Source organism: Ruegeria sp. BF7 (genome assembly GCF_056538605.1).
This window is the reverse complement of the sequence record NZ_JBQFTM010000006.1, coordinates 21,620-37,562: the sequence shown is the minus strand read 5'-3', so window position 1 is coordinate 37,562 and position 15,943 is coordinate 21,620. Positions and strand designations below refer to the sequence as shown.

Below are 15,943 nucleotides of genomic sequence, written 5' to 3'. Positions count from 1 at the left end.
CTTCAACAGAAAGGCGGTGCATGATGCACCGCCTTTTTTTTTACCTCAGTTGCCGAAGATATTGTTCAGCAGGTTGTTGATGGCCCTGTCCAGACCGGTCTGTTGCTTGCGACGCTGCTGCCGGGGCTGCGCCGTCCGCACGGGCGGATCGGGGGCCAACATCGGCAGCGGCGTGGGGGTCATCCCTTCGGTCACACGCAGCATGGTTTCTTTCCAGATTTCCGCAGGCAATCCACCGCCGGTCACACCGGACAGCGGCGTGTTGTCGTCATAACCCATCCAGACACCCGCCACGTAGTCTGCGGTGAAGCCGATGAACCAAGCGTCCCGTGCAGCCTGGGTGGTGCCGGTCTTGCCTGCCACCTGCCATCCGGGCAGCTTGGCGCGCCCGCCAGTGCCTTCGGACACCACGCGCTCCATCATCCATGTCAGCTGCTTGGCGGCCTTATCGTTGATCACCCGCTCACCAATGCCCGTGCTGGTCTGGATCAAGGGCGTGTTATCACCCAGCAGTTTCAGTTCGGACAGACCGAAAGGTTCCACAGCCGAGCCGCCGTTCAGGATACCGGCATAGGCCCCGGTCATCTCGATCAGAGTGCTTTCCGATGCGCCCAGTGCAAGCGCCGGACCTTCGGCGAGGTTGCTTTCGATGCCGAACTCGCTGGCCACGGTACGCACATTGTCCAGCCCGGCTACCTCGGCCACTTTCACGGCCGGGATGTTCAGAGAGTTCTTCAGCGCATCCGCCAGCGTCACCCGACCATAATACTTGTGGGTATAGTTCTTGGGGCACCACTGGCCTGATCCGGGGATGTTGACGCAATAGGGTTCATCCACGACCGTATCCAGCGGTGAATAGCCAAGTTCAAGCGCTGTGGCATAAACAAACGGCTTGAACGAAGACCCGGTCTGACGCAATGCCTGCGTGGCGCGGTTGAACGCGCCGGATACCCGCGTCTTGCGTCCACCGACCATGGCCCGCACGGCGCCATCCGCCGACATCACCACAATCGCGGCCTGCGCCTTGGAGCCTTCTCGCACCTTTTCCTGGAAGATGTATTTCAGCGCCTCTTCGGCCGATTTCTGCAGCCGCTGGTCCAGTGTGGTGCGGATCACCACATCATCGGTGGTGTCTGTGCCAAAATAGCTGGGTAGTTCGGTGATCACCCAATCGGCGAAATAGCCGCCCGCCCGCGCTGCTGCGGCCTCGGACAGTTCCGCTGGATTGTTGCGTGCATTGCTGGCCTGCGCGGTTGTCAGAAAACCCTGCGCCTCCATCAACCCGATCACTAGCTGCGCCCGATCCTGCGAGCGCTGCAGGTTGTTGGTGGGCGCATAGCGTGAGGGCGCCACCAGCAAACCGGCAAGCATCGCCGCCTGCGCCGGGTTCACCTCGGCAGCCGAAATGCCGAAATACCGCTGGCTCGCGGCCTCGAATCCGCGGGCACCGGCGCCAAGGAAGGCGCGGTTCAGATAGATGGTGAGGATTTCATCCTTGGAATATTTCACCTCCATCGCCATCGCATAGACCGCTTCCTTGGCCTTGCGCCACAGCGAGCCCTGACGGCAATCGGCCTCATAGGCGGCCTCGGACTCCCACTCGCTGGGCACATACGGCACACCCAGGCACAACAGCTTGGCGGTTTGTTGCGTTATGGTCGAGCCACCATGGCCGGACAACGGCCCGCGCCCTTCGCTGAGGTTGATTCGAACCGCGCTGGCGACACCCCGCGGGCTGACGCCGAAATGGCGATAGAATCGTTTGTCCTCGGTCGCGACCACGGCGTTTTTCAGATGCGGCGAGACGGTGTCGGCGGTGATCACCCCGCCAAACTGATCCCCGCGCCAGGCAAAGACCTTGCCATCGCGGTCCAGCAACGTGACCGAGCCCCGTGCCCGGCCATCCAGCAAAGCATCCACATCAGGCAGCGAAGTGTAGACAACCCCAACGGCCAGCGCCAGCAGCAGGGCGGCCACAGCACCCACGCGCCACGTAACCCCCCAGATCAACCGCCAAATCCAGCGGAACAGCCGACGGAAAAACCCGCCGCCACCGCCGCCACCGGATTTCCGGCGCGTCTTCTTCCGGGTGGTCTTGCGGGTCGTCGTCTTGCGCGCGGTCGCCTTCTTTCCCGCGGGCTTCGCAGCCCGCTTGGTCGCCGTGGGCTTACGCCCTTTCGACGGGTATCTCTTGTCCGCGACAAGCGGAGCCTTTCGGCGCCTGGACTCAGTCATGCTCAAACTCTGCCCGGTTATCATTTTGACGCACCATACCCTGACACACCGGTGAAGTTTAGGGCGGAAATTCAGGAAGCCGCCCTCCTTAATTTGCCTATTTTTTCATCATTCACTGTTTTATGTGCAAAAATTGTGCAACTTGCCGCCAATTTCCCCAACACTTCATCACCCGGACCGTTCCTTACCACGCGAAGGTGCGCTTTTTTCTGCAGGTGCAAACAAACCGGACAGACCGGGAAGCAGAGGGGAAGAACGTGAAACTGATCATTGCGACAATCAAGCCGTTCAAGCTCGAGGAGGTGCGCGAAGCACTGACCGAGGCAGGCGTACGCGGCATGATGGTGACCGAAATCAAGGGCTTCGGCTCGCAATCCGGTCACACGGAAATCTATCGCGGCGCCGAATACGCCGTGAATTTCGTACCCAAGATCAAACTGGAAATCGTGGTTCCCGCCACGATGGCGGACCAGATCGTCGAAACCATCACCAAAACCGCCAAAACCGGCAAGATCGGTGACGGCAAGATTTTCGTCCTCGATGTCGAGCAGGCCCTGCGCGTGCGGACCGGGGAAACGAACGAAGAGGCGCTGTAAGCGTCGCCACTCACATACATTCGAGGAAGTCACATGAACCTGATGAAATCTCTCATCCCTGCCGCCGCGCTTGTCGTGCTGCCGCAGATGGGTCTGGCGCAAGAGGCCGCCGAGGGCGAAGCTGCGCTGCACACCCAGTATATTTTTACCACCCTGCTGTTCCTGATGGCAGGCTTTCTTGTCTTCTTCATGGCTGCAGGATTTGCCATGCTCGAGGGCGGTCTGGTGCGTTCCAAGAACGTTGCCATGCAGATGATCAAGAACATCGCGCTGTTTTCGATTGCCGCGATCATGTACTGGCTGATCGGCTTCAACACGATGTACCCGGGCGACTTCAATGGTTTCTTTGCCCTTGGCGGCCCGACCGTGCTTGATGCCGTGGGTGTTGCGCCCGCGGACGCGGCGTTAGATTACGCGTCTATCGGTTCGGACTTCTTCTTCCAGCTGGTCTTTGTGGCGGCAACCGCGTCCATCGTGTCCGGTGCCGTGGCCGAGCGCATAAAGCTGTGGCCCTTCCTGGTCTTCGTCATCGTGCTGACTGGTATCCTCTACCCGATCTCGGGGTCGTGGAAATGGGGCGGCGGCTGGCTGGATGCCATGGGCTTTTCCGACTTCGCCGGTTCGACCGTTGTGCATTCGGTCGGCGGCTGGGCCGCTCTGGCGGGCTGCCTGATCCTTGGCCCCCGCATTGGTAAGTACAAAGACGGCAAAGTTCACCCGATGCCCGGCTCTAATCTGGCGCTGGCAACTCTGGGTACATTCATCCTTTGGCTGGGCTGGTTTGGCTTCAACGGCGGCTCGCAACTGGCGATGGGCACCGTGGGTGACATATCCGACGTGTCCCGCATCTTCGCCAACACCAACATGGCCGCCGCATCTGGTGCTATCGCAGCCCTGATCATGACGCAGGTGTTGTACAAGAAACCTGACCTGACCATGGTGCTGAACGGCGCGCTGGCCGGTCTGGTCTCGATCACCGCAGAGCCGCTTGCCCCGACCCTGTTCGGAGCGCTGTGGATCGGTGCAGTTGGCGGCATCATCGTGGTCTTCGCGGTTCCGATGCTGGACAAGTTCAAAATCGACGACGTTGTCGGTGCCATCCCGGTTCACCTGTTCGCAGGCATCTGGGGCACCATCGCCGTGATTTTCTACGGCGAGGCAAACCTGATCACCCAACTGACCGGTATTGTAGCTTATGGCGTGTTCACATTTGTTGGTGCGTTGGTCCTGTGGACAATTCTGAAGACGACGGTTGGCATCCGCGTCAGCGAAGAAGACGAGATCAACGGCCTCGACATGGCGGAACTGGGTATGGAAGCATATCCTGAGTTCTCGAAGGGCTGAAAACCTGAGTTAACCACTCGAAGGCCGGGCGTTCGCGCCCGGCTTTTTCTTTTTACTTTAAGTAGTTACAACTTGCATGAAACGGCTTACCTTAGTCAGATCGTTGTGAGATTGTCGGGCAAATCACTTTATTACGGCACCAAAGATGAAGCTGACTCCGCAACCTCGCATCAAACTTTCCCGCCTACGCGACATAGGGTGGAGGCTTTGGGACCCTATTGGTCTTTTGCGTCCTGATGAGAATTGGAACGAAGAGGATTGCTTGCCCTTCGCCGACGAATACGATTCCTATCTGGTTCAAGCTGCTAGCCAAATCAGAAGAGGAATCCCCCAAGAAGAAGTCGTGAACTACCTTGTTAGAATAGAAACTGAACACATGAGCTTGGAGGAACGACCAAGTACACGCGCGCGCTTTGCAGGTTGTCGATGCAATCTCCAGCGACCCGAATATATGGACGTGGCCCGACAAAAATGGCCGATTTCGCTGAAATAAAAAAGCCGCGCTGTGCAGCGCGGCCTTTGTCATTCTATGGTGGGTGGCTTAGACGCCAACGTCGACAATTGCCTTCGCCAGAATCGGCACGGTGATTGCGTTCAGACCGGCGATGTTCAGGCGGCTGTCGCCGACCATGTAGATGCCGTGATCGTTGCGCAGTTGTTCGACCAGTTCCGGTGCAGCACCCAGGCGCGAGAACATGCCGCGGTGCTGGGCGATGAACCCAAACCGGTCAGACCCGCTCAGGCGCTGCAGCTCGTCGGCCAGTTGCTGGCGCAGGCCCAGCATGGACAGGCGGACCTCTTCCAACTCGGCGGCCCAATCGGCGCGCAGGTCGTCGTCGGTCAGGATCGTGGTCACCACCCGCGCGCCGTGATCGGGTGGGAAGGAGTAGTTCTGGCGGTTCAGAAACGCCAGAGTCGCCTGATTCAGAGCCGTTTGCGCCGCATCATCGCTGATCGCCATCAGCAGGCCGGTGCGTTCACGGTAAACGCCGAAATTCTTCGAACAGGACGCCGCGATCAGGCAACGCTTGACCGACGAGGCCACCAGACGGGTCGCCTGCGCGTCCTCCTCCAGACCGTCACCAAAGCCCTGATAGGCAATGTCGATCATCGCCAAGAGGCCAAGCTCGTTGATGATGTTCACGACCTCTTGCCACTGCACCATGTTCAGGTTGGCGCCGGTGGGGTTGTGGCAGCAACCGTGCAGCAGAACCACGTCGCCCGCCTTGGCGGTTTTCAGGTCCTCGACCATGCCGTCGAAATCAACGCCACGGGTCTCGCCATCGAAGTAACGGTACTGGACCGTTTCCATGCCCAGATAGTTCAGGATCGACAGGTGGTTCGGCCAGGTCGGGTTCGACACGAAAACACGCGCCGAAGGGTTGGCCATGCGGATCATCTCGAACGCTTGCCGACAGGCGCCGGTGCCGCCCGGGGTCGCCACGGCGGCGATGTTGCTGCGCGGCACAGACGTATCAAGGATCAGGCCAATCATCGCATCGGCATAGGCGGGATCACCGGCCAGACCGGTATAAGCCTTGGTCTCCTGCTCTTCCCAGATGCGCTTTTCCGCGGCCTTGACCGCGCGCATAACCGGGGTGATGCCCTCGGCATTCTTGTAAACGCCAACACCCAGGTCGATCTTCTGATCGCGCGGGTCTTCGCGGTACATCTGCATCAGCGCCAGAATCTTGTCGGCGGGCTGCGGTTTGAGGTTCTCGAACATCAGTTCTCTCCGGTTGCGACGGGCAGGGTCGGGAAGGCACCCCATTCAGCCCAGGAGCCGTCATAAAGCGAATGGTCTTTCTTGCCCAAGCGCTCGAGCGCCAGGCTGAGGATGGCGGCGGTCACGCCCGACCCACAGGATGTGATGGCCGGTTTCGACAGGTCTACACCTGCGGCCTCGAACACGGCGCGGCACTCGTCGGGCGACTTCATCGTGTGGTTCTTGTTCAGCAATGCACCAAATGGCACGTTGCGTGATCCGGGGATGCGACCTGATCGCAGCCCTTCGCGCGGCTCAGGGTCTGTCCCGGTGAACCGGCCCGCCGCGCGGGCGTCGATGATTTCATGATCGCCCAGCTTGGCGGCGGCAGAGACCTGCGTAACATCACGCACAAGGTGGTTCTGAACCCGCACGGTCATATGGCGATCACGGATCACGGGGGGCAGATCCTCGATTTCACGCCCTTCGGCCTGCCATTTCGGGAATCCACCGTCGAGCACGGCAATGTTGTCCTGCCCCATCAGGCGGAACATCCACCACACCCGCGCGGCCGAAGACAGGCCCGAGCCATCATAGACCACCACCTGATGGCCATCTCCCACGCCCATCGCCCGCAGACGCGACATGAATTTCTCGACCGGCGGTGCCATATGCGGCAGGTCCGACCGGTGATCAGCGATATCATCGATATCAAAGAAACGGGCACCGGGAATATGGCCCGCGTCATATTCAGCCTTGGCGTCGCGCCCATGCTGCGGCAGGTACCATGACCCGTCAAGAACCCGCAGGTCAGGGTCCTTGAGATGGGCGGCAAGCCATTCGGTTGAAACGAGGGTTTTCGGATCGTCCTGCATCAAAGCCTCCCCAAAAGCGCGCTTGGTTTTTCCCTATACGCGCTCGCATTTGGGTTCAAGGCTGGATGGGGTGTTGTCTGTCTAACGCAGGCGCCTGAGGCGGAAAAACTGTACGATCAGGATCGACCCCGCCAGATTCAGCACCGGAAAAGCCAGATCATTGGAATTCATCATTCGCATCTGCGTGGCAAAGTACGCAGACACAACGACCAATGCACCGAATGAACCTACTGCATCCGCCAAGGTTAGAGATTCAGAATACTGGCCATGGATTGCCCTCGAACTTAGCGGGTTCAGTTTCAGCCGATTGCGGCCAGCGCATCGAGCTGTGCGTAGTGGTGCATGTTCAGAAACGCGGCCCCCTGATCGCCTGCTCGGTAACCATGCGGCAGGTCTGCAGCAAACCGAAGGCCCTGCCCGGCCTGCAGCGGCACCCACTCACCATCCCGCAGAATCTCAAGCGAGCCGTTCAGGACAAAGACCTCTTCGGTTACGCCTGTAGCGTGGGCGGCGGATTCGTGGCTCTGGTTCGGCGCGAGGTCGACGTGAAAGGTTTCAGCCCGCAAAGCAGGATCAAAGGGAAAGACGATCTTGACCTCGATGCTGCCGGGAAAAGTCACAGTTCGAAACACGTCCGGTGTGGCTGTATCGCGCAACGCCGCCGGGCCGATCAGAGCGCTGAGGGGCAGTTGGAACCCTTTGGCAATTTTCCACAGCGTCGCGATGGTCGGACTGGATTCGCCGCGCTCGATCTGGCCCAGCATGGCTTTGCTGACGCCGGTCATTTCGGCCACCTTGGACAGGCTCAACCCCGAGGCCGCCCGCACATCCCGTAGTTTCAGCGTTATTTCGTCCGGTGCCATATCAATCGTCTTTCGAATCCCCTTGTGCGTTATAGCGCACATGTGGTACGTGCGCTATAACGCACATATCCCGCATATCGCAACCGGGGCAAAAGGGAAACAGCATCATGCCAATGTACCGATCCAGAACCTCCACTCATGGCCGCAACATGGCCGGTGCCCGTGGCCTGTGGCGCGCCACCGGCATGACCGAGAGCGATTTCGGCAAGCCGATCATCGCCATCGTCAACTCGTTCACCCAGTTCGTTCCAGGCCACGTGCACCTGAAGGATCTGGGCCAGATGGTTGCGCGCGAAGTTGAGGCCGCAGGCGGCGTCGCCAAAGAATTCAACACCATCGCGGTGGATGACGGCATCGCCATGGGCCATGACGGGATGCTGTACTCGCTGCCCTCGCGCGAGGTGATCGCGGATTCGGTTGAATACATGGTCAACGCCCATTGTGCCGACGCGATGGTCTGCATCTCGAACTGCGACAAGATCACTCCGGGTATGCTGATGGCGGCAATGCGCCTGAACATCCCGGCAATCTTTGTCTCGGGCGGGCCGATGGAGGCCGGAAAGATCGACATCGAGGATCTGGACGTCAAGAAAATCGACCTCGTCGACGCGATGGTCGCCGCCGCTGATGACAAGTTCTCCGATGAGCAGGTTCAGCACATCGAAGAAAACGCCTGCCCCACCTGTGGGTCGTGCTCGGGCATGTTCACGGCAAACTCGATGAACTGTCTGGCCGAGGCGCTGGGTCTGGCGCTGCCGGGCAACGGTTCGACCCTGGCCACTCATGCCGACCGCAAAGAGCTGTTCCTTGAGGCTGGTCGCCGCATCGTCGAGATCACCAAGCGCCACTATGACCTGAATGAAAAGGGCTTTCTGCCGCGCGAAATCGCAACGTTCGAGGCGTTCGAGAACGCAATGAGCCTGGATATCGCCATGGGTGGATCGACCAACACGGTGCTGCACCTGCTGGCCATCGCGCATGAAGGCGAGGTGCATTTCACCATGTCCGACATGGATCGCCTCAGCCGCAAGGTGCCGTGCCTGTGCAAGGTCGCGCCCAATACTGAGAACGTGCATATGGAGGACGTCCACCGTGCCGGTGGCATCTTCTCGATCCTCGGTGAGCTTGGCCGGGCAGGCCTGCTGCACGAAGATTGCAGCACCGTTCATTCCGGCACCATGGGTGAGGCGATTGCCAATTGGGACATCAAGGTCGCCAACAACCCGAAGGCGCAGGAGTTGTTCAAGGCCGCCCCCGGCGGCGTCCGCACCACGCAAGCGTTCAGCCAGTCCAACCGGTACAAGGAACTGGACACCGACCGCGAGGGCGGCGTGATCCGCAGCAAAGAGCACGCCTTCAGTCAGGACGGCGGTCTGGCGGTTCTGTTCGGCAATATCGCACGTGACGGCTGCATCGTGAAAACCGCAGGCGTCGATCCGGCCAGCCTGACCTTCACCGGCACGGCCTATGTCTGCGAAAGCCAGGATCAGGCGGTGAACGACATCCTGACCGGCAAAGTCGAAGCGGGTGACGTTGTGGTCATCCGATACGAAGGTCCGCGTGGGGGCCCGGGAATGCAAGAGATGCTGTACCCGACCTCGTATCTGAAATCCAAAGGGCTGGGCAAAGCCTGCGCCCTGCTGACAGACGGCCGTTTCTCGGGCGGCACTTCGGGTCTGTCGATCGGTCACGTATCACCAGAGGCCGCCGAGGGCGGAGAGATCGGGCTGGTGCGCCAGGGTGACAAGATCGAAATCGATATCCCCAACCGTTCAATCCATCTGGACGTGTCCGACGAAGAACTGGCGGCGCGCCGGGAAGAGCAGGACGAAAAAGGCTGGCAACCAGCCGAGCCGCGCAAGCGCAAGGTGTCCACGGCGCTCAAGGCCTATGCCAAGCTGACCACCAGCGCTGCCAAAGGAGCCGTACGTCAGGTCTGATCGATAAGAACCGGCCCCTGATTGGGCCGGTTCCTTCCAACCTCAAAAGGCTCCCGCGCCCGAAGCGCACCATCGGCTATGCCGATGCCACGTTCGGCCTTGGGCCCGGCGCCGCGCAAAGCGCGGCGCCGGGCCCAACCAGAGGAGATGTCTCATCAGAGACATTGACGACGGGCGGGAGCGCTCTGAGGCAGCGTCAGTCGCCGAGTTTGGCGTGGACCTCATCCAGGTCAATTTCACCAATCGGCATCTTGTTCGACGGGTTTTCGAAATCGTATTTGAACAGGTCGAAATCCTGTTTGTAGATTTCATACATCAGATGCATCGACAGATCGTCGAAATAATCTTCAACCGGGTGGCCGCGTTTTGGTCCGTGGCCTTCGGATTCATTGAACCGAGGGATGTCTGACAGGTTCACCGCGTGCGGTGTTTCGAGATTGTCCAGAACACCCTGCATCCCATCGTTGAACTTCTCGGTCCAGAATATCCGGTCATACCGCCCACCATTTGCGATGAAGGTCGAGACATGCCCTGACATCGCCGACCAATGGATGTCGGGATCCATCGGCCTACGCCAGCGGATCGTATCCCGCGCGAACAGAAGAAAGCGACGGAAGCTGGCGATTTGGTCGAACTCTCCCTTGCCGTCATCGCCCCCCACTTCGATCCCGTAATTGTAAATCAGCGTCGGGACCAGATTGCCCCGGTAACGTTTTCCGTTCCGCTGAATGCCGCAGATCTTGTCAAAGAACGAACTTAGAATTCGCGTGTAGGGATTGCGCACGCAAGTAAAGGAATAGGACGCGTGGTTGCGTATATTGCCCGAGATTCGGTTCTGGCTATGGTCGAATGCCCATTTGTGCATCCCGTCCTTTGCGTCGTGGATATCGCCATCAAAGAACCGGCCATGGTCCGAATAATACATGATCTGCCCGATGGTCGAACAGGCGCATTTCGGCACAACACGGTACACCATGCTTTCACTTTCGGTCATCCATGTACCGGGAAAACCCATTTACTGCGCCTCCTTAAAAGATCAGAACTCGTTAAACTTGCCTGCTTTTGCACCCAAAAAACCAAAAATATTCTGTTTATTCAATCGCCCATCCTCAGTATCAGGGAACAAACAGCCTAAAACGGATATCATAGATTCGATATGGCAAAGATTGCCTATATTCTTTTGTGCCACAAAGACCCAGAGGCAATCATTGCACAGGCCGAGCAATTGACCGCCGCCGGGGACTGTATGGCCATTCACTTTGATGCGCGGGCCAACGCTGCGGCCTATGACAGTATCCGCGCCGCGCTTAAAGACAATCCGAACGTTGCTTTCGCAACAAAACGCATCAAGTGTGGTTGGGGCGAATGGTCTTTGGTTCAGGCAACGCTGAATGCCCTTCAGGCCGCCGTCGACGCCTTTCCCCGCGCCACGCATTTCTACATGTTGTCCGGCGATTGCATGGCGATCAAAACGGCCGAATATGCCCATTGGTTTCTGGACGAAAACGACAAGGACTATGTCGAAAGCCACGATTTCTTTGCCAGCAACTGGATCAAGACCGGCATGAAGGACGACCGGCTGATCTATCGCCATTTCTTCAACGAACGCACCCAGAGCAAACGGTTCTACACCTCATACGACTTGCAGAAACGCTTTGGCCTGACCCGCGACATACCGGCGGATATTCAGGTCATGATCGGCAGCCAATGGTGGTGTCTGCGCCGCCGCACGGTCGAGATGATCCTCGACTTCCTGCAGCAGCGCCCGGATGTGAAACGCTTTTTCTCGACCACCTGGATCCCGGATGAAACCTTTTTCCAGACCCTCGTCCGCCACCTGATCCCGAAGGAAGAGATTGAAAACCGAACCCCCACTTTCCTGATGTTCTCGGATTATGGGATGCCGGTGACCTTCTACAACGACCACTATGACATGTTGCTTGGTCAGGACTACCTGTTCGCCCGCAAAATCAGCGCCGAGGCGCATGAGCTGAAAGAGCGTTTGGGCAAGCTCTACGCCAGCGAAGGTATCGAGTTCAAAATCTCGGACGAAGGTCGCAACCTCTTTGGTTTCCTGACCGGGCGCGGGCGGGTTGGCCGCCGGTTCGGACAGCGGTTTTGGGAGGCCGGCAATACGTTGGGCCCCGAACGCGAAATTTATCTGATTGCCTGCAAAAAATGGCATGTTGCCAAGCGGCTGGTCGATCAGATTAGTTCTGAGACGGATGTTCCTTGCGTCGAATACCTGTTCAACGAGGAAAACACCCCGCTGCCTGATATGGGCGGAATCGAAACGACTCTGCTCAAACGTTCTCGACACCGACGCGCGGTGGTGCGGATGTTGTTCGACCATTTCGGCACCGACAAGCTGGTATTCTGCGTGGACCCGGCCAACCTGGATATCATTCAGGATTTCTGCGCCGATCAGGCCAAGACACATGTTTTGGAAATCGAATGTGAGTATTCAGACGACTACCTGATCGGTCACGCCCGCCGGGTCGGACTGGCTGGCGAAAACAGCCCCACTGAAACGGTCGCACGGCTTGTGCCAACGTTGCGCAATTCACTCAGCTATGAATCCGAACTGATCCGCGGGGCCGGGTTTGACGGGTATTTGCGTATCCGGGAAACCAGCCCGCGCGCCGAAAACGAGGCAGCCGTGGCCGAGTTTCTGGGTGTGTCACAAGACAAGGCACAGGCCGTGATGCGGCTGGATTACCTGTTTGCGGATTGACCCGGCGGGGCCTTCTTGCACCGCCGAGTCCTTCGATCAGATGTCGAATTTGACGCCTTGTGCCAGTGGCAGTTCGGACGAGTAGTTCACGGTGTTGGTCTGACGCCGCATATAGGCTTTCCAAGCGTCCGAACCGCTTTCGCGCCCGCCGCCGGTTTCCTTTTCACCGCCAAAGGCGCCGCCGATCTCGGCACCCGAGGGGCCAATATTGATATTGGCGATCCCACAGTCGGACCCGGCCGCGGTCAGAAACTGCTCGGCCTCGCGCATGTTCAGCGTGAACACGCAGGACGACAGGCCCTGCGGCACGTCGTTCTGTATCTCGATGGCATCGTCGAAGTCATCATACTCCATAACGTAGAGGATGGGGGCAAAGGTCTCGGTCTTCACCGTGGCCGTCTGACCGGGCATCTCGACGATGGCGGGTTGCATATAGACGCCGTTGGGCACGTCTTCGGTCACCCGGTCGCCGCCGAACACGGTGCCGCCTTCGGCCTTTGCAGCCTCCAACGCGGTGGTCATCGCCGCGCCCGAAGCCTCGTCCACCAGCGGGCCGATGAGTGTGCCCTCGACCAGAGGGTTGCCGATGGGCAGACCGGCATAGGCTTTTTTCAGACGGCTCACCAGTTCGGCGCGGATCGATTTGTGCACGATCAGCCGCCGCAGCGTGGTGCAGCGCTGACCGGCAGTACCCACAGCCGAGAACACGATCGCCCGCACCGCCATTTCCAGATCGGCCGAGGGGCCAACAATCATCGCATTGTTGCCGCCAAGCTCCAGAATGCACTTGCCGAACCGCTGCGCCACGATGGGCGCGACAGCGCGGCCCATGCGGGTCGAGCCCGTCGCCGAGATGACCGGCACATCCTCGCTGGCCACCAGCGCCTCGCCCAGCGCGGCACCGCCGATCAGGGTTTGCAGCAGGTGGTTGGGCGCATCGCCAAACCGGGCCAGCGCACGTTCGAAAATCTTCTGGCAGGCCATCGCGGTCAGCGGGGTCTTTTCAGACGGTTTCCAGATCACCGTGTCCCCACAAACCAGCGCAATCGCCGCGTTCCACGACCAGACCGCAACCGGGAAATTGAAGGCCGAGATCACACCGACAGGACCCGCCGGGTGCCAGGTCTCCATCATCCGGTGGCCGGGACGTTCCGAGGCGATGGTCAGGCCGTATAGCTGCCGCGACAGGCCGACAGCAAAGTCGCAGATGTCGATCATCTCCTGCACTTCGCCTAGCCCTTCCGAGGTGATCTTGCCCGCCTCCCAACTGACCAGCGCACCCAGATCCTCCTTGGCGGCCCGCAATTCTTCGCCCAGCAGGCGGATTAACTCACCCCGACGGGGAGCCGGGACCGTGCGCCATGCTTTGAACGCCGCTTTAGCATTGGCGAACACCGTGTCCATTTCGGCGGTCTGTGTCTCATGCACTTCGGCCAGAATCGACCCGTCGATGGGCGAGGTCACCTTGAGAGTTCCGCCGGTCAGTTCAGCCTCGGTCAGGTCCAGATTGGCAAGGGTGGTTTGCGCAGTCATAACGATGTCTTTCATATCTCAGGCCGCCTTGTTCTGTTCGGTTACGTCGCCAGCGCGATAGAGCCGGCCAAATTCAGTGTTGAGGAAATCGGACAGGTTCACCTGTTCCTGCCGGACGAAGCCTGTGCTGGGCAGCGACCCCGCCCGCATCAGATCGACCACGCCCAGAACACCTGCGGCGGTGGTGACCTGAATGGCGCTCCAGACCTGTCCGTTGATCGTGCGGGCAAAGCTCTTGTTGATCAGGGATTTCTCGCGAAGAGAGCCGTCGATCAGGCCCTTGGCGGTGCAATAGACCAGAACCACATCCTGATCAGTGCGTGGCAGCGCCGTTTCAAAAATGTCCTTCAGCAGATCCCGGCGGCGTTCCAGCCCCAGATCCTTGAGCAGCAGTTTCAGGATATCGCAATGGCCCGGGTACCGGATCGAGCGATAAGAGACAGCCCGCGCCTTGCCATCAAGCGTTTCCGGCAAGGTGCCCAGCCCACCCGAGGTGTTGAAGCATTCGTATTCCACCCCGTCGTGGCCCAGCATCTCATAGTCTTCCAGCGGCGCGGTTTTCACACGCTCACCATTCACGACGGCATCGCAGGGGTTGCAATATTCGTTGATCAGCCCGTCGGTGGACCATGTCAGATTGTATTTCAACGCATTGGTCGGATAGAGCGGCAAGGCCCCGACCCGCATGTGCAGGCTGTCCAGTTCGTCGAATTCCGACGCCAGTGCCGCCCCGGCGACGCCGACAAATCCCGGAGCCAGCCCACATTGCGGCATGAAGGCGGTGGCGCTGTTCCCGGCTAGTTCACGCACGGCGTTGGTCGCGGCAACATCTTCGGTCAGATCAAAGTAATGCGCGCCTGCGGCCTTGGCAGCTTGGGCAATCTTTGGGGTCAGAAAAAACGGCGCCGCCGAAATCACGGCATCGAACCCGGCCAGACCCTGCGCCAGTTGCGCCTCATCCGCCACATCAATCTGCCGGGTCGCAATCCCCTGCTTGTTGAGCCCCGACAAAGCGGCCAGATCCCGGTCCGCCACGGTGACCGAATAGTTGGATGATGATTGCAGCAGGCTGGCGATCATCTGCCCGATCTTGCCAGCCCCTATGACACAAATGTTCCAGCTCAAAACGCGCCTCCTCTTTCGTTTATTGAAAGTATGAGGCGCGGGCTGTTCAATCTGCAGAGGGTATCTTGACGAAAATGCCGAAAGTTACGTCATTATGACGATACTTTCGTCACTTTGCCTCAAGCGATCTGCGTCATGCACGACGCAACCGCCTCGACCGGGGGCGTGGTGCTGGCGGCGTTCATCTCGACCAGCGCCTGTTTCCAGGCGGCAACCACGGCGTGCATCACGTCCGCATCCATGCGACCGACGCAGCCAACCCGGAAGCTCTCCGCTTCGGTCAGCGCCTGCAAGAAGGCCGCAACCACAAAGGTGATCGCCAGGTCGTCGGCCAGAACAAGCGCCTTGCCGTTAAATGAGATCATCGAGGTCAACATCGCCGCGATCGCGAAGAAGCCAGATCCCTGCACGGACACACAATCATAGGCTTCTTTGCCGTCACCCTGAAGGTTCAGAAGCCGGGCGCGCAGTTCGACTGTAGTGGCGCGAAAATCGCCGTTCCAGTTGCATCAATCGCGCAGCATCGCCTGTTTCCCGGAATAAGAAATCGTCGGTGGCCTCAGCGTCAGCAGGTAGGGCTGTCCGAGTTCGGGGCGGGGGAAGGAAGACATGTCAGACGACCTTGCTCATGGAAGTGACATGGCGAACAGCTATTCGCATGTTCCTGTTTTCACCAGACACTATAGCTTCTCACTGTGAAGACAGGGTTGTCAGAATCTGACATCAAAGCTCAGAAAAACGGTGATGTTTCGTCTTTGTTAATTCGTGCAGTCAAATCAGGAACATCCGTGATTTTTGTACCCAAATAAGCTACGGTACAGCCAATTGGGCCATTTTGTTCGCAAAATTTACTGCGACCGCGTGGCCCGGCCAACGCAGAAAGCCCCGTCGGGCCGGTCATGAGATTCCGTATGACCACAGCAGCCTGACGTAGGCACAAGACACAGCGTTGGTTCCTTTATGCGTTTCACGGCTAAGTTCAGGGGGGAACAG

General features: G+C 59.1%; 13 protein-coding genes. 4 read left to right on the top strand and 9 right to left on the bottom strand.

Annotated features, from left to right (window positions below):
- Positions 1 to 45 precede the first annotated feature (45 nt).
- Complete coding sequence (locus ACR0IK_RS13915; RefSeq protein WP_480641898.1) at positions 46 to 2,235, bottom strand: transglycosylase domain-containing protein; 2,190 nt, start codon at positions 2,233 to 2,235, stop codon at positions 46 to 48.
- A gap of 257 nt (positions 2,236 to 2,492) precedes the next feature.
- Here ACR0IK_RS13915 and ACR0IK_RS13910 point away from each other — a divergent pair, with 257 nt between their 5' ends.
- Complete coding sequence (locus tag ACR0IK_RS13910) at positions 2,493 to 2,831, top strand: P-II family nitrogen regulator (RefSeq protein ID WP_058273036.1); 339 nt, start codon at positions 2,493 to 2,495, stop codon at positions 2,829 to 2,831.
- A 33-nt stretch (positions 2,832 to 2,864) separates the two neighbouring features.
- Entirely contained in the window at positions 2,865 to 4,175 is a 1,311-nt protein-coding gene (gene amt, locus ACR0IK_RS13905; RefSeq protein WP_480594391.1) for an ammonium transporter, read from the top strand.
- A gap of 541 nt (positions 4,176 to 4,716) precedes the next feature.
- Here amt and ACR0IK_RS13900 read toward each other — a convergent pair.
- The 4 genes from ACR0IK_RS13900 to ACR0IK_RS13885 all read right to left on the bottom strand — a co-directional run bounded on the left by ACR0IK_RS13900 (position 4,717) and on the right by ACR0IK_RS13885 (position 7,618).
- Complete coding sequence (locus ACR0IK_RS13900) at positions 4,717 to 5,901, bottom strand: amino acid aminotransferase (RefSeq protein WP_480641896.1); 1,185 nt, start codon at positions 5,899 to 5,901, stop codon at positions 4,717 to 4,719.
- The gene (gene sseA, locus ACR0IK_RS13895) at positions 5,901 to 6,755 is read right to left on the bottom strand and encodes a 3-mercaptopyruvate sulfurtransferase (RefSeq protein ID WP_480594389.1); all 855 of its coding nucleotides are present in this window, start codon (positions 6,753 to 6,755) and stop codon (positions 5,901 to 5,903) included. The genes ACR0IK_RS13900 and sseA overlap by 1 nt, the downstream gene beginning before the upstream one ends.
- A gap of 81 nt (positions 6,756 to 6,836) precedes the next feature.
- Entirely contained in the window at positions 6,837 to 6,998 is a 162-nt protein-coding gene (locus tag ACR0IK_RS13890; RefSeq protein WP_480641895.1) for a CBU_0592 family membrane protein, read from the bottom strand.
- Positions 6,999 to 7,054: 56 nt separating this feature from the next.
- Complete coding sequence (locus tag ACR0IK_RS13885) at positions 7,055 to 7,618, bottom strand: helix-turn-helix domain-containing protein (protein WP_480594387.1); 564 nt, start codon at positions 7,616 to 7,618, stop codon at positions 7,055 to 7,057.
- A gap of 107 nt (positions 7,619 to 7,725) precedes the next feature.
- Between ACR0IK_RS13885 and ilvD the strand changes: the two genes are divergently transcribed.
- The gene (gene ilvD / locus ACR0IK_RS13880; RefSeq protein ID WP_480641894.1) at positions 7,726 to 9,558 is read left to right on the top strand and encodes a dihydroxy-acid dehydratase; all 1,833 of its coding nucleotides are present in this window, start codon (positions 7,726 to 7,728) and stop codon (positions 9,556 to 9,558) included.
- Positions 9,559 to 9,754: 196 nt separating this feature from the next.
- Here the strand turns inward: ilvD and ACR0IK_RS13875 are convergent, their stop codons facing one another.
- Positions 9,755 to 10,573 (bottom strand): sulfotransferase family protein, encoded by an 819-nt coding sequence (locus ACR0IK_RS13875; protein ID WP_480641893.1) that lies wholly within the window; start codon positions 10,571 to 10,573, stop codon positions 9,755 to 9,757.
- 141 nt (positions 10,574 to 10,714) lie between these two features.
- Here ACR0IK_RS13875 and ACR0IK_RS13870 point away from each other — a divergent pair, with 141 nt between their 5' ends.
- Positions 10,715 to 12,292 carry a DUF5928 domain-containing protein gene (locus ACR0IK_RS13870; protein WP_480641892.1) on the top strand — a complete coding sequence of 526 codons (1,578 nt, stop codon included), beginning with the start codon at positions 10,715 to 10,717 and terminating at the stop codon, positions 12,290 to 12,292.
- A 36-nt stretch (positions 12,293 to 12,328) separates the two neighbouring features.
- Here ACR0IK_RS13870 and amaB read toward each other — a convergent pair whose 3' ends face one another.
- The 3 genes from amaB to ACR0IK_RS13855 all read right to left on the bottom strand — a co-directional run bounded on the left by amaB (position 12,329) and on the right by ACR0IK_RS13855 (position 15,360).
- Positions 12,329 to 13,825, bottom strand: a complete 1,497-nt coding sequence (amaB, locus tag ACR0IK_RS13865) for an L-piperidine-6-carboxylate dehydrogenase (protein ID WP_480642041.1) — start codon at positions 13,823 to 13,825, stop codon at positions 12,329 to 12,331.
- Positions 13,826 to 13,843: 18 nt separating this feature from the next.
- A complete protein-coding gene (locus tag ACR0IK_RS13860) occupies positions 13,844 to 14,950 on the bottom strand; it encodes a saccharopine dehydrogenase family protein (RefSeq protein ID WP_480641891.1) in 1,107 nt (368 codons plus the stop codon).
- A 119-nt stretch (positions 14,951 to 15,069) separates the two neighbouring features.
- Positions 15,070 to 15,360 (bottom strand): hypothetical protein, encoded by a 291-nt coding sequence (locus ACR0IK_RS13855; RefSeq protein WP_480641890.1) that lies wholly within the window; start codon positions 15,358 to 15,360, stop codon positions 15,070 to 15,072.
- Positions 15,361 to 15,943 lie beyond the last annotated feature (583 nt).

What these genes read in the sequence shown, in the direction of transcription:
- ACR0IK_RS13915 (WP_480641898.1), bottom strand. Translation starts at nt 2,235, where the DNA reads ATGACTGAGTCCAGGCGCCGAAAGGCTCCGCTTGTCGCGGACAAGAGA.
- amt (WP_480594391.1), top strand. Translation starts at nt 2,865, where the DNA reads ATGAACCTGATGAAATCTCTCATCCCTGCCGCCGCGCTTGTCGTGCTG.
- ACR0IK_RS13900 (WP_480641896.1), bottom strand. Translation starts at nt 5,901, where the DNA reads ATGTTCGAGAACCTCAAACCGCAGCCCGCCGACAAGATTCTGGCGCTG.
- ACR0IK_RS13885 (WP_480594387.1), bottom strand. Translation starts at nt 7,618, where the DNA reads ATGGCACCGGACGAAATAACGCTGAAACTACGGGATGTGCGGGCGGCC.
- ACR0IK_RS13875 (WP_480641893.1), bottom strand. Translation starts at nt 10,573, where the DNA reads ATGGGTTTTCCCGGTACATGGATGACCGAAAGTGAAAGCATGGTGTAC.
- ilvD (WP_480641894.1), top strand. Translation starts at nt 7,726, where the DNA reads ATGCCAATGTACCGATCCAGAACCTCCACTCATGGCCGCAACATGGCC.
- sseA (WP_480594389.1), bottom strand. Translation starts at nt 6,755, where the DNA reads ATGCAGGACGATCCGAAAACCCTCGTTTCAACCGAATGGCTTGCCGCC.
- amaB (WP_480642041.1), bottom strand. Translation starts at nt 13,825, where the DNA reads ATGACTGCGCAAACCACCCTTGCCAATCTGGACCTGACCGAGGCTGAA.
- ACR0IK_RS13870 (WP_480641892.1), top strand. Translation starts at nt 10,715, where the DNA reads ATGGCAAAGATTGCCTATATTCTTTTGTGCCACAAAGACCCAGAGGCA.